This window comes from Microcoleus sp. S1D4 (assembly GCF_036700765.1).
Lineage (GTDB): Bacteria > Cyanobacteriota > Cyanobacteriia > Cyanobacteriales > Microcoleaceae > Microcoleus.
In genome coordinates this window covers 161,566-175,943 of record NZ_JAUBPP010000010.1, presented here as the reverse complement: position 1 = coordinate 175,943, position 14,378 = coordinate 161,566, and the positions used below count along the sequence as shown (strand labels likewise).

The following is a 14,378-nucleotide window of genomic DNA, read 5'->3' as shown; positions in this document are numbered from 1 at the left end:
AAAAATCTTGGCGCAGTCTTCCCGGACAAGAGAAGCGAACTGAGGCTTAGATTTTGACCGTCTAGAGTTGTGGAATATATGAGGCAATTCAAAATTTCTTCTTCACCGAGTTTTTAGGAGTCGAACTATTCTCAGCAGCAGATTTGGTAGATTTACGGGAACTTCAGGTAACGACCTGGGGGCAAATTATCACTATTATATAATGCAATGTTAACTAACTGGTTCAGGAAATTTGCATCGTTTCTATCATAACTTAAAAATAATCCTCTGTCAATCCCCCAATCTTGAAGAGTCTGTTGCCATTTTTGATATTTTTGTTCGGAAAACTCATCAGAAAGAGTAGTGACTTGAATGCAGAGGGGCTGCTGTTGGCGGTTGCTAACGATCGAATCAGTTGCCATAGAAAGATCGGCAACATAGCGATACAAAAAACTGCCTTGGCGTTCCACAATCCGGGATGCGATCGCCCGAATCACTATATCGTCAGCCGGATCGAATTCACCAGCCTTGAGTTTTTGTTTCCAGATGTAAAATTTGCGATCGTTTTCGTTCAGCCATTTAGGAAATAAATAGCCGTACCAATACCTTTCTCCCGGAGTCATTAACTCAAACGCCGCTTGTTTTTCTATTTCCGAAGGTAGAGATTGAACCGCCAGCCAAACCTGAGAATCTCGGATAAGCTGCAGCAAAAAAGCCATCACAAATTTCTTAGCAGTTAGCGAACCGGGTTTAAGATCCTTTACCCAGCGATTGATTTCCTCCAATCTTCTCGCCAAACTCGGATCTATTCGATCTGCTGCGCTAATTAGGGAGTTGAGCTTATCCTTAATATCTTGTGCTTGCAAGTGACGACCTACTGTACAGATTAAACCAGAATTGTTTACACCTCGATTTTATTATAGAACAGCGCCAAATTTTCATATCTCGTTAGACATCTCGAACAATTGTTGTGGGGTAGGTATCCTGACAGCCCTTAACTTGATTTTTAGGAGATGTCTATTTAATAGTTGCTGCCGATTCCCGCAGGCGCAGGTACAATAAAATTCCAAAAACATTTATCAACGGCGCAACTAAAAAGAGAGCTGCTTTACCTGCGAGATTAGATGCTAGGGATATTCCTGTCGGATCAATTGATATGGGTATCAATACTCCTGGAATAAAATACACAAATGACACCAAGCAGCTCGATCGAAATAGCAACCACTCGCGTCCTTTAGTTAATTGCCAACTGCTGTTAAGACTGTCCACATCCGCGCAGTTGTCAATGACGGTAGCGCAAGGTGCAAATAGTAAGCGACAGGCTAAATAAACTCCTGGAATTATTAGTGCAAGGGAGGCTGCAAAAACCATCACCGCCGACTTACCAAAAACCAATATGAGGGGCAACAACCTCCTGTTTGCTTGTTGGAAAGCCTCGTTCACAGTTACTTGATTCCCTGTGAAACTTCTGTAAAGGTAGAAAATCAAGGCTCCCCTCACTAAAGGAATTAAAACACATAAGTAGATAATATTCAAAGCAACACTTGTTGAACCTAGTTTTCCTGAAAGTTTCAGCACGCTAAATATGAACAGGGGAGAGCCGATAATCAAGTGGGGAACGTATATAGTTCCCATACTAGCAAATGCTTCTCGTAACAAACTTCTGGCACTAATTAGTGGAGCAGTCATATTTTTTATCTGGCTTTTTTTAAGTAGATTTGAATATGTTAGACATCACCAGAAAGACTTGCTAACAATAATGTTAAGTCATCATCGGTGCGTTGGGAAACTCTGGGCGATCGCAAAAATGACTCTAACTGCTCTTTTGCATCCGACTCTTCCTTCGGTTCGCCCGAAAACCGAAACAACGGCGTAAAAAACGGCTTGTGGGGCGTACCTTCGGGGATTTTGAGAGCTAGCATTTGCAAGCCGTCGGAAAACACGGCCAAGTGCCGCAGCGGTTGCCGCATTACCTGAAATTGCGCTGTTTCGATCGCATTTGGCGAAACCAAAAAGATGGTTTCGTTGATATATTCGCCGCAAGGGGGTACAGTAAGGGCGATCGCATTTCCCTCACTATCGCCCGCAACCGCAGCACCATCACCAATTTGAGCAACTGCGATTAATTCCGGTGTCGCCACAACCGCAATTAAAGTGCAAGCCAAATCCCTCGCCGGCACTTCCCGCACAGCCGCTTCTGCTTCCACCTGGGCCCGCGCGACTTGCAGAGAAGCTGTCAAAAATACCTGCCATTCGCCGTCATTCTCAGGCTGCAAATCCTGTTGACACATCATTTCGACAACCGCTTCTACAGCAATTTTTGCCCCAACTTCTGCCAGTGCAGCCGAACCCGCGCCGTCAGCCACTGCTGCTACCAAAACACCGTTGGCCAAGACGCGCCAGCAGTGGGCATCTTGACAGGGCTGCGATCGTTTTTCGTGGCTAGTACCCGTCACGGATGCCGCTACAACTTGCCAATTACTCAATAGTTCAGATTCGTTAGTCATCAGTCATTAGTTATTAATCTGTGGTCATTAGTCAACAGTCATTAGTCAACAGTTATTGGTTATTGGTTATTGGTTATTGGTTATTGGTTATTGGTTATTGGTTATTGGTTATTGGTTATTAGTCAACAGTTATTGGTTATTGGTTATTGGTTATTGGTTATTGGTTATGAGACTCAAGAAACAATTTAGACTTAACTATTCCCTAAAGGAATCAAGAAAAATCCTTAGTTCGGGTCTCTGCTTTACAATCTCTATCATCAATTATTAGTTTGTGTTCATTTTGTAGAGAGAGTTCTTAAGAATTCATTCTTATTAATAACAACTAACAACTAGGAACCAACAACCAACAACTAACCAATAACAACTAACTAACTAAACAGTTCCCCATCCGGGCGGCGGCAGTGCTACTTGTTCGTCAATTTTTGAGTGAGAAACTCTCTGCATACTAGCCGACAGCCAAATGAACATCTCTCGAAAGTCTAATCCTTTCAATTTTACAGGAGTGCGATCGACAATTTCTGCGAGACGGGAGATATTAGCACCTTCAACTCCGACAGCAAAAAATGCCACGCGCTTGTTCGTTTCTTCCTCTTTAATTCGCTGTGCTGCTATTTCCACAACATCATCTGATTCGCCTTGAGGTTCGCCGTCGGTAATCATAAATACCCACGGGCGGTAGTAAGTGATGCCGTTGTTGCGGTATTCGGATTTGCGGGCGGCAATGGTATCTAGTGCGAGCTGAATGCCCGCGCCCATGTGGGTTTGTCCTTGGGCTGTCAGCAGCGGTGTCTCGAACTGGTCGGCGGTCACGAAGTCTTGCACGACTTTGATATTATTGTCAAAGGAAATAATCGCGACTTCAACTCGCTTTTTAGCTAGTTCGTCTTTAATTAGGTCATTCCTAAAAACTTCCAGCCCCTCATTCAAGGCATCTATGGCTGCGCCTTGCATGGAGCCGGAGGTGTCCAGCAGCAAAACGCAGGGACAGCGCGGCTCTGGGTTTTCGGCAAATTCAACGGCTTCGTCTAGTCTCATGGTTCGGGGTTGACCTTGGAGTGGCTTGATTTCTAGGTTTGTTACTTTCTACCCTAGCCAGTAGGTGACATATTTAACTCAATCTGCCGGCTGGCGATCGTATTTTACCATTTACCTGAATCGATTTGAGATTTTTGATTGTATATTTTTGATTGTAAAATTAGATATCTGCGGTCAAAAAAACAAATTCATTCCTGCCTGTGGTAATGTAGACTAATAGTATTACTGCAAAATAAGGGAAAATCTTATGATTGCAACAGCCACGAAAAAATTAACCTTTGACCAATTCCTTGTAGAATGTCCAGAAGATGGACGCTATGAACTGGTAAATGGAGAAATTGTAGAGATGAATTCCACCAGAAATCATGATGATGTTGCTGATTTTACATCGGACTCATTTAAAGATGAAATTAAACGGCTAAACTTAAATTATGTTGTCAGGCTCACGCCAGTTATCAAAACTGTAAATAAAGCCGGCGTTGAACAAGGGCGGAGACCGGATGTCAGCGTAATCGATCGCGATTTATGGCGATCGAACCGTTCTGCTTATGCTGCGTTGCGAGAACCAATTCAATTGGCGGTGGAGGTAACATCAACAAATTGGGATGACGATTATATCGACAAACTGGACGAGTACCAGCGCCTCGGAATTCCTGAGTATTGGATTGTCGATTACTTAGCAATTGGTAGCAGGGAATTTCTGGGAAATCCCAAAGTTCCAACTATATTTGTTCACCTTTTGGATGCAGAGGGCAACTATCAAAGAAGCGCGTTCAAAGGCAGCGAACGAATTGTATCGCGGACTTTTCCTGAATTAACGCTGACAGCCGAAGAGGTGATGAACGTTTAAATTGGTTTCCTCTAGATAGCCCGATCGCCAATCTATACAAAATTACTGAAAATATGAAATCTGTTTCTGAAAAAAAAGCTATTAGTGCTTGGGACTACAAACCTTGGTGGTGTCAGCCTTGGTCAATTCTTTTGACTGGCACGAGTCTGATTGGCGGTAGTTGGTTTGTGTTAAAAACTGTTTGGATAACTGTTTTAGTCGCGATTCCTTTATTGGCTTGGATGGGGTTTTTCTTGTTGGTTTGGCCGAAGTTGATGGTGTCTAGCGGTGCTTTAGATTCTCATTCAGATTAGGTTTTGGTGGTGCGCTGTTTGTGGGTGCGCCATAAGTATCCTAGGTTTATAGCAAAGTCTCGATCCCCCTAAATCCCCCTTAAAAAGGGGGACTTTGAAAAGTGGACGGTTTCGCCCTTAACAAAAGGGGCTTTGACGCTCTTGTCCCCCCCTTGTTAAGGGGGGCTAGGGGGGATCGATAGCCTAACGATCGAACAGTGTTTCGCGCCCTACAATAACTCTACGCTTGCGGGTAATAGTCTTGAATTGCTTTCACTTTCATCGGGTTGGATTTGAGCGATCGAATTCCCGCTGCTGTGGCTTTGGCACCGGCGATTGTGGTAATAATCGGGATTTTGTAACTCAAAGCTGTGCGGCGGATAAAGGTTCCGTCGGCGCGGGATTCTTCGCCAGAAGGTGTGGTGATAATTAGTTGGATTTTTTCATTTTTGATCGAATCCAACAAATTTGGCCGCCCTTCGTGCAGTTTCAATTCCAAATATACATCTAAACCTTGCTCTCGCAAAACTTTGCGCGTTCCGTGAGTTGCTACTACTTTGAAACCTAATTCTAAGAATTCCTTCACAACCGGTACAACTGCTAGTTTATCGCGATCGCGCATGGAAACTAGCACGACTCCGAACAACGGCATCACTTGTCCCGCGCCGAGTTGAGCTTTGGCATATGCTTTGCCAAAATCTGTGTCAATTCCCATGACTTCGCCAGTCGATCGCATTTCTGGCCCTAACAAAGTATCTGTTCCCGGAAACTTAGCAAACGGTAGCACGGCTTCTTTCACGGAAACCTGAATTGGTATAATCTCTTTAGTAAAACCTAAAGCTTCTAGAGTTTGACCCGACATGACTCGCGATGCGATTTTTGCTAGGGGAACTCCGATCGCTTTTGACACAAAAGGTACTGTGCGAGAAGCCCGTGGATTAGCTTCTAAAATGAAAACTTCTTCGCCTTGGACAGCAAATTGAATGTTCATCAACCCGATCACTTTCAGGGCTTTTGCTAGTTCCACTGTCTGGCGGCGAATTGTTTCTACCGCTTTCTCAGAAAGGGTTTGGTAAGGGATGGAACAAGCCGAGTCGCCGGAGTGAATTCCCGCTTCTTCGATGTGTTCCATAATACCGCCGATCGTCACATTGCCGGTCATATCGGCGATCGCATCTACATCGACCTCGATCGCATTTTCCAAGAACTTGTCAATTAAAATCGGATGCTCCGGTTCTACCAGCACCGCGTAGGTCATGTAACGTTCCAATTCCGTATCGGAATAAACAATTTCCATTGCTCGCCCGCCCAACACGTAACTAGGCCGCACCACCACCGGATAACCGATGCGTTGAGCGACGATTAAAGCATCCTCAAAACTGCGCGCCAAACCGTTAGCGGCTTGCTGAATATCCAACTGTCGCAGAATTTTTTCAAATCGCTCCCTATCTTCAGCAGTATCGATGGAATCCGGCGAAGTTCCCCAGATTTTTGTTTGTACGTCGGGATGATTTTCGAGAGCTTTTTGTAAAGGAATCGCCAATTTTAACGGCGTTTGTCCGCCAAATTGAATGATTACTCCTTCGGGATTTTCCGCCTCAATAATATTAAGAACATCCTCTTTAGTTAGCGGTTCAAAATACAGGCGATCGCTCGTATCGTAATCTGTAGAAACTGTCTCAGGGTTCGAGTTGACCATAATTGTCTCAAACCCGTCCTCGCCTAGGGAATAAGCAGCGTGACAGCAACAGTAATCAAACTCAATTCCCTGTCCGATGCGGTTCGGCCCGCCGCCTAAAATCATCACTTTTCGCTTAGTAGAAGGCAAAACTTCCGACTCCGGTGCGAGACTGTGACCGACAGGCGAAATTTTCTTTTCTTCATCGCCCTGTTCCCAAATTGCCGCTCCTGCTTCGTAGGTGGAATAGTAATAAGGTGTGAATGCTTCAAATTCAGCGGCGCAGGTATCGACTGTTTTGTAAATCGGCACTACGCCCAATTCTTTGCGGTAGGCGCGGACTTGATCTTCCGATGTTTTGGTGGCGTAAGCAATTTGGCGATCGCTAAATCCCAACTGCTTTACTTCAAACATTGTCTCTTTTGTCAACTGCTTGAGCGTTGTTCGTTTCAAGAACTTCTCTGCTTCCAACAATTCCTGCATTTTATCCAAAAACCAGGGATCGATTGCTGTGAGTTCAAAGATATCTTCCACCGACATTCCCATCATCATCGCATGGCGAACTGTAAAAATGCGATCGGGATTTGGTGTCCGCAATCCGGCGCGAATTTGTTCCAAACTCGGCAATTTTTCCGGTTTGTCGCACCCGAAGCCTGCGCGGCCGGTTTCTAGTCCCCGCAGCGCTTTTTGGAAAGATTCGTTGAAGCTGCGCCCGATCGCCATTACCTCTCCCACTGACTTCATTTGCGTTGTCAGAGTCGGTTCCGAACCGGGGAATTTTTCAAAAGCAAATCGGGGAATTTTCGTCACTACGTAGTCAATTGTCGGCTCAAAAGACGCGGGAGTTTTCTTGGTGATATCGTTGGAAATTTCGTCTAGGGTGTAACCTACGGCTAATTTTGCCGCCATTTTGGCGATCGGGAAACCGGTTGCTTTTGAGGCCAAGGCGGAGGAACGGGAAACCCGGGGGTTCATTTCAATGACGATGAAATCTCCGTTGACTGGATTGACGGCAAATTGAATGTTAGAACCGCCAGTTTCAACTCCGATTTCGCGGATAATTTTAATCGAAGCATCCCGCAGGCGCTGATATTCTTTGTCGGTGAGAGTTTGAGCCGGTGCGACGGTGATTGAATCGCCAGTGTGCACGCCCATCGGGTCGAGATTTTCGATCGAGCAAATAATCACTACATTATCTGCCAAATCCCGCATCACTTCCAGTTCGTACTCTTTCCAACCGATCAAAGATTGTTCGATCAAAATTTGCGACACCGGACTCGCATCAATACCACCTTGGGCCATTTCTTCAAACTCTTCTTGATTGTAAGAAATGCCGCCTCCCGTGCCGCCCATTGTAAAAGCCGGACGGATAATTAACGGATAACTGCCGATTTGGTGGCCGATTGCTTTGGCTTCGTCGAGATTGTTGGCAATTCCCGAAGGACAAACTGCGACACCGATTCGCGCCATCGCTTCCTTAAATAACAGCCTGTCTTCTGCCATTTCAATGGCTGGCAATTTAGCACCAATTAACTCGACGCTGTATTTTTCCAAAACGCCATTTTTAGCGACGGCAACGGCTAAATTTAGTGCAGTTTGACCGCCCATTGTCGGTAAAATTGCTTGGGGTCTTTCTTGGGCGATGATTTGTTCTAGGATGGCTGGGGTTAGAGGTTCGATGTAAATGCGATCGGCCGTTTCGGGATCGGTCATAATTGTGGCCGGGTTGGAATTCACCAACACTACTTCATAACCTTCTTCTCGCAAAGCTTTGCAAGCTTGCGTCCCCGAATAGTCAAATTCGCACGCTTGGCCAATGACAATTGGGCCGGAACCAATGAGAAGAATCTTTTTTAAGTCTTGGCGACGGGGCATAGGTTCGTAATTGGTAATTGGACGAGATTGAGGATACATTTGATATTTTGCATCGCTCTTAGAAACAGGCTTTTTGAGCTGTTCCACCAAAAGCTTACTCAAAACAGCGCAAGTTTTGTTGTTAATTTGAAATTGTGCACCATTATCAGCATTTTGGAAGCGGAACCTCGCGACTGCGGTTGGCTGATACTGCCAGCTAACGAGAAATATTGATGGGAAAATGGTGCAGTCGATCGCTAAATCCAGACTATTTTAAGTGTTGCGGTCGAATCGTGTTCTAAAATACACAATCGGTTTCTGGTGCGAGATCGATCGCGCGAGTTGCGCCAGCAGGGCTAGTCAGAAACCAGGTTTCGGTGTGCAAGGCGTCCTGAATTATTAAATTTTGCTGACACCTTAATCGGCGCAGCCTACAAATTTCACCGATGCTAGTAGGGTGTGCGGGCGCACCGCTATCACTCTCCAGGTACACAGTCAATCGGTATGCGGGCGCACCCTACCAGTTGGCCATCTCTCTAGCCTCGGCCGCGACTTGTACCGCGCAACCGAAGGCAGGAAGCCGCCGCCAGCCGTCTCCTCTGGCTCCATCGAATCTGCTTAGATCGGGGAATGCGCCGAGTAAGAGGTAAAATATAAAATCGTTCCCAAAGCTTGAAATCTAAAATCTCAAACACAGATATGCCTAGAACTCCTAGCGAATATTCAGTGCACCTGCTGCTTGAGGGCGGCCACCGCGAAGAAATCCGTTTTGCAACCCTGCAAGATTTTCAACAGTGGTATAAAACTCTGGTTCCCAAACAAGATTCGTCAGAATTTGTTAATGTCCCGATCAAAAATATTCAAGGCGAATACATGGTAATTCGGCCTAGCAGCATTCTCGGAATTCGGGTAGAACCGCTATTTAGTTCTAGTATCGAACGATACGAGGAATAAGCAAAATTATTAAATGATTGGGGAAAATTGGAAATTGATCAAGATTGTTCGCTATCAATTATTGACGATCGCGTGTTGTATTTTGGCGATCGCTTTTTCGGTGCCCGCCGTTGCAGTTCCGTCGCTGCAACCAGTTAGTATAAATCAATTGCAGGCGACCGAGTTGGAGTCGATCGGGCTTGACGCTCAAATCTGGGGCGAAAATGGCCAACCGGGCGATCGCCAATTGCTGTTAAAGTCGATCGACAACAGCCTCCGCTATCTCAATACATCAGCCGCTGCAAGTGCTTACAGCCGCTATCCAGTCGCAGGAATTACGCGCGATCGAGTCCGCCGTTCCCTCGATCGGTTCCGCCAATTAGTAGTCAGTTCCACTACACCTGCACAACTCCAAGAATCTGTCAAGCGAGAATTTGTTTTTTACAAATCGATCGGCAAAGACGGCAAAGGAACAGTGGCATTTACAGGTTATTTCGAACCGACTTATGCAGCATCTCGCACGCCTAATTCCGAATACCGTTATCCCCTGTACCGAGTGCCGCCAAACCTCGGTTCTTGGTCGAAACCTCACCCGACTAGATTGGAATTGGAAGGTGCAGATGCTTTGCAGGGAAGCAAAGGATTGCTGCGGGGATTAGAATTAGTTTGGTTGCGCGATCGATTCCAAGCATTTCTCGTGCAAGTCCAAGGTTCAGCAAGATTGCAGCTAGCAGAAGGCGGCGAGATGACAGTCGGTTTCGCAGGTAAAACCAGTCGCAATTATACAGGAGTAGGGCGAGAATTAGTTAAGGACGGCAAGTTTACTTTAGAGGAGTTAACATTGCCGAAACTAACCGCATATTTCACCAGTTTTCCGGCAGAGATGGACAAGTATTTGCCGAAAAATCAAAGCTTTGTGTTCTTCCGGGACACTAACGGAGCACTGCCGACGGGCAGCATCGGAGTGCCGGTAACTGCCGAAAGGTCGATCGCCACAGATAAAGCTTTAATGCCCCCCGGCGCGCTAGCATTAATTAGCACCAAATTGCCTTATCCCAATGCGGCGGGAAAACTCGAACAAAATGCCGTGAATCGGTATGTTTTGGATCAGGATACCGGCGGTGCAATTAAAGGCGCGGGGAGAGTTGATGTATTTATGGGAACCGGAAATTTGGCGGGCGATCGCGCGGGTTATATCAACTCAACAGGAGAACTGTACTATCCGCTTTTAAAGTAGATTAATAGTGTTTTGCTGTGTCGGGGCGATCGTTCCTCCCGATGCTAACAAAAAACCCGGTTTCTGACTGCGCCGCGCGAGGCAAAAACCCAAGAAACCGGGTTTTTCACGAGTTTTTCTGGCTGTCACGAATCTTGATTGCTCGTTATATCAAATCCGTCAGCATTGGAATAGTAAATTCACTGTTGACTGTTGACGGTTGACTGTTGACTGTTAACAGTTAACATCATGAGGAGTGCAACCGGAATTTATATTACCAGACTCTGCCTGGTAATGCAGAGCCAGAGGCTTTACCTCCTTCTATCTCGCCACTTACACGAGAGAGGAGTGTAGGAAGTGGTTAAGTTATTAAGTTTTAGATCCTCAAACAGTCACGGACTTTTCTGTAAATACGTCACTTTATTATTTTCATCAATGCGTATGTATTGTAACCGTTGAAGTTCCACGATAATTCTTTCTTGTTCAACCTCAGAAATACCACCTTGAAACTGAAACATAGCATCGATCGCATTCTGAAGGGTACTTCTTCTGGTTGGCTTTAACTTGATACAGCACTTTGCGTGACTAAGAGGTACAGTAACAGCAGTGAGCAAAATAATTTTCGATTTGCTCGACGGGAACATAATTTCGCTCCCAATTCCAAGAGTTTTTCCACAATCTGTACACTTCGAGGTACAAATCTCCTGAGCCATGCCTTTAATTCCCATCATAAATGTTCGATTGGGTTAAATTCCGGTGAGTTGGCGTGATAAATACACCACACTTGCTCCTACTGCTTCGATCATTTCTTCTATCCCCTCTACCTTATGTACCTTCAAATTATCCATGACTAATACCGCTCCTTTCCATAATTTGGAAGTTGTTCTTGCACAAATTTATTGAACTTCTCTCCATTCAGAGATTTTTCCATTGTCTTCAGGGCGATTACCTTCTTATTGCTTATTGCACCAACTACTGTCACCCTACTTTCTCTATAAAATGGCTTAATATCATAGCTTCTTTCTCCCTTTTTACTTCTATCTCTGGGCCTCATTATCCAAGCAATACGCCCATTTTGTCCAAAAATATCAGATTTTATGGTTCGACATCTCGGATTTTTTTCCAATATTCTATGCGCTTCTTTTGATTAATTTCTTTATGGGCTTGACTGCTCCGTAGTGTTTTTTTTCAAAGTGAGTTCCTGCTTTTTGAGGAGTCGGCACATGGCACTCTCGCTCAACCATACTCCTGTTTTTTCGTGGCAATACTCACAGTATTCTGAAGCGTGTGTAATCTGAATACTGAGCTACCATCTCTTCAATCTGTTGTTCGTGACCAAACAGTAGGCTCGGTTTACCACCCTTTGCCTGACTAGGGAGTAATTTTCCTGTCTCTTTTTTTCGCTTTAGTATTGCTTGTACGGTACTTTTGCTGACTTGAAATCTTTCTGCTACTTTCCCAATAGAGGTGTTACCTGCTTCTCCTTGTGTCAACGATCTTTTGACGCATATCCAGGAAGTAGGGTTTGATTTTTCTCTTTTTTACCACCTCTACCATTGTACCTAATCGTCAAGCAAAGTGCTGTAACTAATAACTAATAACTAATCTAAAAAAAATGAATTTTCCGAAACAACCGCAGAATTGGTCGATCGCCCTATTGTTAATTATCGGCGTTTTGGCAGTCTCAACTTCTTCGATTTTAATTCGGCTGGCGAACATGGAAGCAGGCGCGGGCGGCCTCGGTTTCAGTCTGATACTCGCCGCTTCTCGCTTGAGTTTGTCTTCCTTAATTCTGCTTCCGGCTTGGCAGAAAATTCAGTGGAACTCTTTGCAACCGGGAGCTCGGCGCTATGCTGCGGCGGCTGGTTTGTGTCTCGCCCTGCACTTTGCTCTCTGGATTACCTCACTTTCTTATACTTCGATTGCGGCTTCGACAGCCCTCGTCACCACAACTCCGGTTTGGATAGCGCTGTTGTCGCGCTTCTGGTTTGGCGAAAAACTCACCAAAATGTCGATCGCTGGCATTACTATAGCCCTTGCAGGGGGAATGGCGATCGCTCTGGGGAGTGCGGGCGCAGAAAGTGCCGGTAGCAGCAAACTCCTAGGCGATTTCCTGGCTCTGGCTGGTTCCTGGGTTGTCAGCTTGTACCTGCTGTTGGGGCGGGAAGCTCAGCGGCGGGGACTGGGAATTGGCGGTTATATTGCGATCGCCTATACTGTTGCTGCGATCGTCCTGCTGCCTCTCCCCCTCGCCTTGGGCACCCGTTATACCGATTATTCGCACATTGTATATTTTTATATTTTGTTGACGGCTGTCTTGCCTCAATTAATCGGTCACACCATTTTAAACTGGGCCGTAGTGCAAATTTCCCCAACTATAGTAACTCTTGCCGTATTGTTTGAACCGGTGGCGGCGAGTTTTTTGGGTTATTTGGTGTTTCGGGAAGTGCCCGCGCCGGCGGTACTCGCAGGTGCTGCGATACTGCTATTTGGCGTAGCAACCGCTACAGTCGGAGCAAAAAAAAGCACAGTCAACAGTTAAGAATTCTCAGCCTTGCCACTACAGTTGGCGCGAGTCAGAATAAAAAAGATTAGAGCTACAAAATACAAATAAGTGGGGAGCACATCAATGAGTTTCCACAGTTTACAGCATACAGGTTGATAGTTACCTCGGACTTACGCGCCAGGAGATTGCCAGCGAGGGCAATTAATTTTTCCTTTCCCTCCTACAAGGGCTTGTGATTAATCACATTTTGGATTTTTCGTTTACCGACTAGCTCGCATTGGGTAAAAAAAAACTAAAAAACCCAGAAAATGGGTTGGTTTTAACCGACTTATACGCCTGCTCTCAGGGAATAAATTCCCTGGCAGAATTGGTTGGTAGTGTGGACTAAAATCCGCAATCCGGGAGCGGAATTTAGTCCGCACTAGGAACCTTTTTTGTTACGATCGTAGACCGAACATGATATGACCAATGACGAATGACTAGCCTTCGACTTCGCGAGCAGCTAAAATGACTAATGACTAATGACTAATGACTAATAATTAATGACTAATAATATTTCGGTGCAATTCGGAGAATAAAATTATGCTGCCAGAACAATTACAGCGCGTCATCGGCTACTTTCTCGAAGAAGCCACAGAACACATCCAAATTATCGAACAAGGCTTGCTTGGCCTGCAAAACACTGTGCAAGCTCCCCAAAGAATACACCAGCTTATCCGAGCCTCGCACTCGCTCAAAGGGGGAGCTGCTATGCTCGGATTTAGCAGCATTCAGCGAATTTCCCATCGCTTGGAAGATTATTTAAAAGTGCTTAGAGAATGTCCGATCGCCGTTGATAACAGGCTGCAATCGCTGTTAACTGAAGTATCTGATATTTTAGCAGCCCTCGTGCACAAGGTTTCTAAAGTTTTTGGTCTCAACCACGAAGATGCAAACCAAATGCTCTCCCTCGCTGAACCGGTTTTTGACGAACTCGACGTTTATTTGAGAGTGCTGATTCCCACTCGCCTGACTGTGAGAGTTACTACCGACGAACACATTCACATTTTCTCCGGTTACTGCACGTCATTGGATGAATTTTCCTCCGCCATTGCGTCGCGCGTCGGTTTGCTCCGAGGTACTATTACTCGCCACGAGCAAGAAGGCGATGGCATTCGCCTTTATATTGACATTTACCTGCCTCCTTACACCAGGATCGAAAACATCCGCCAAGCTGTGGAACTCTCGGGCGCTATTATCGGGACTTTTCAGACTCAGCGAGACTTTTCGTTACTGGTGACGGATTATCCGCTTTACCAAAGTGCGATCGAGCCTCCCGCAATTTGCAACGGATGTCGCTACTATTACGGCAGAAGCGACGGCGGCCATGTGCTCAACTGCACGATCCATCCCCGCGGCCCGGAAGATGAAGATTGTCGCGATCGCGAACCAGAATAAGGGTTATAAACATCAGATTGCGAACCAGGATTAGCCACCAAGGAATATTTTAGAAAAAATCAATATTCTCCATCAAACTTTTGACATAGCTCGCTATCAAATTCTTCTTTC

General features: G+C 45.6%; 12 protein-coding genes. 7 read left to right on the top strand and 5 right to left on the bottom strand.

Annotated features, from left to right (window positions below; all coding sequences use genetic code 11):
- Positions 1-152: 152 nt before the first annotated feature.
- The 3 genes from QT998_RS13095 to QT998_RS13085 form a co-directional block, all read right to left on the bottom strand.
- On the bottom strand, positions 153-845 hold the full coding sequence (locus tag QT998_RS13095; protein WP_333087284.1) for a hypothetical protein: 693 nt from the start codon (positions 843-845) through the stop codon (positions 153-155).
- Positions 846-996: 151 nt separating this feature from the next.
- Complete coding sequence (locus QT998_RS13090; RefSeq protein WP_333087285.1) at positions 997-1,668, bottom strand: hypothetical protein; 672 nt, start codon at positions 1,666-1,668, stop codon at positions 997-999.
- 38 nt (positions 1,669-1,706) lie between these two features.
- Positions 1,707-2,486, bottom strand: coding sequence for a PP2C family serine/threonine-protein phosphatase (locus QT998_RS13085; RefSeq protein WP_333115356.1), 780 nt, complete (start codon positions 2,484-2,486; stop codon positions 1,707-1,709).
- Positions 2,487-2,541: 55 nt separating this feature from the next.
- Here QT998_RS13085 and QT998_RS13080 point away from each other — a divergent pair, with 55 nt between their 5' ends.
- Positions 2,542-2,754, top strand: a complete 213-nt coding sequence (locus QT998_RS13080) for a hypothetical protein (RefSeq protein WP_442921967.1) — start codon at positions 2,542-2,544, stop codon at positions 2,752-2,754.
- A gap of 104 nt (positions 2,755-2,858) precedes the next feature.
- Here the strand turns inward: QT998_RS13080 and QT998_RS13075 are convergent, their stop codons facing one another.
- Positions 2,859-3,521: a vWA domain-containing protein gene (locus QT998_RS13075; protein ID WP_194009233.1), complete on the bottom strand. Its 663-nt coding sequence runs from the start codon at positions 3,519-3,521 to the stop codon at positions 2,859-2,861.
- A gap of 247 nt (positions 3,522-3,768) precedes the next feature.
- Here QT998_RS13075 and QT998_RS13070 point away from each other — a divergent pair, with 247 nt between their 5' ends.
- Positions 3,769-4,371 (top strand): Uma2 family endonuclease, encoded by a 603-nt coding sequence (locus QT998_RS13070; protein ID WP_333115358.1) that lies wholly within the window; start codon positions 3,769-3,771, stop codon positions 4,369-4,371.
- 53 nt (positions 4,372-4,424) lie between these two features.
- Positions 4,425-4,664 carry a DUF6737 family protein gene (locus QT998_RS13065; protein WP_194009231.1) on the top strand — a complete coding sequence of 80 codons (240 nt, stop codon included), beginning with the start codon at positions 4,425-4,427 and terminating at the stop codon, positions 4,662-4,664.
- Between the two features lie 220 nt (positions 4,665-4,884).
- Here the strand turns inward: QT998_RS13065 and carB are convergent, their stop codons facing one another.
- Complete coding sequence (carB, locus tag QT998_RS13060; RefSeq protein ID WP_333115554.1) at positions 4,885-8,196, bottom strand: carbamoyl-phosphate synthase large subunit; 3,312 nt, start codon at positions 8,194-8,196, stop codon at positions 4,885-4,887.
- 678 nt (positions 8,197-8,874) lie between these two features.
- Here carB and QT998_RS13055 point away from each other — a divergent pair.
- The 4 genes from QT998_RS13055 (at position 8,875) to QT998_RS13040 (ending at position 14,267) form a co-directional block, all read left to right on the top strand.
- Positions 8,875-9,129, top strand: a complete 255-nt coding sequence (locus tag QT998_RS13055; protein WP_194009230.1) for a hypothetical protein — start codon at positions 8,875-8,877, stop codon at positions 9,127-9,129.
- Positions 9,130-9,142: 13 nt separating this feature from the next.
- Positions 9,143-10,345: a murein transglycosylase A gene (gene mltA / locus QT998_RS13050; RefSeq protein WP_333115362.1), complete on the top strand. Its 1,203-nt coding sequence runs from the start codon at positions 9,143-9,145 to the stop codon at positions 10,343-10,345.
- 1,594 nt (positions 10,346-11,939) lie between these two features.
- Positions 11,940-12,866, top strand: coding sequence for a DMT family transporter (locus tag QT998_RS13045; protein ID WP_333087291.1), 927 nt, complete (start codon positions 11,940-11,942; stop codon positions 12,864-12,866).
- 546 nt (positions 12,867-13,412) lie between these two features.
- The gene (locus tag QT998_RS13040; protein ID WP_333087292.1) at positions 13,413-14,267 is read left to right on the top strand and encodes an Hpt domain-containing protein; all 855 of its coding nucleotides are present in this window, start codon (positions 13,413-13,415) and stop codon (positions 14,265-14,267) included.
- Positions 14,268-14,378: the final 111 nt, after the last annotated feature.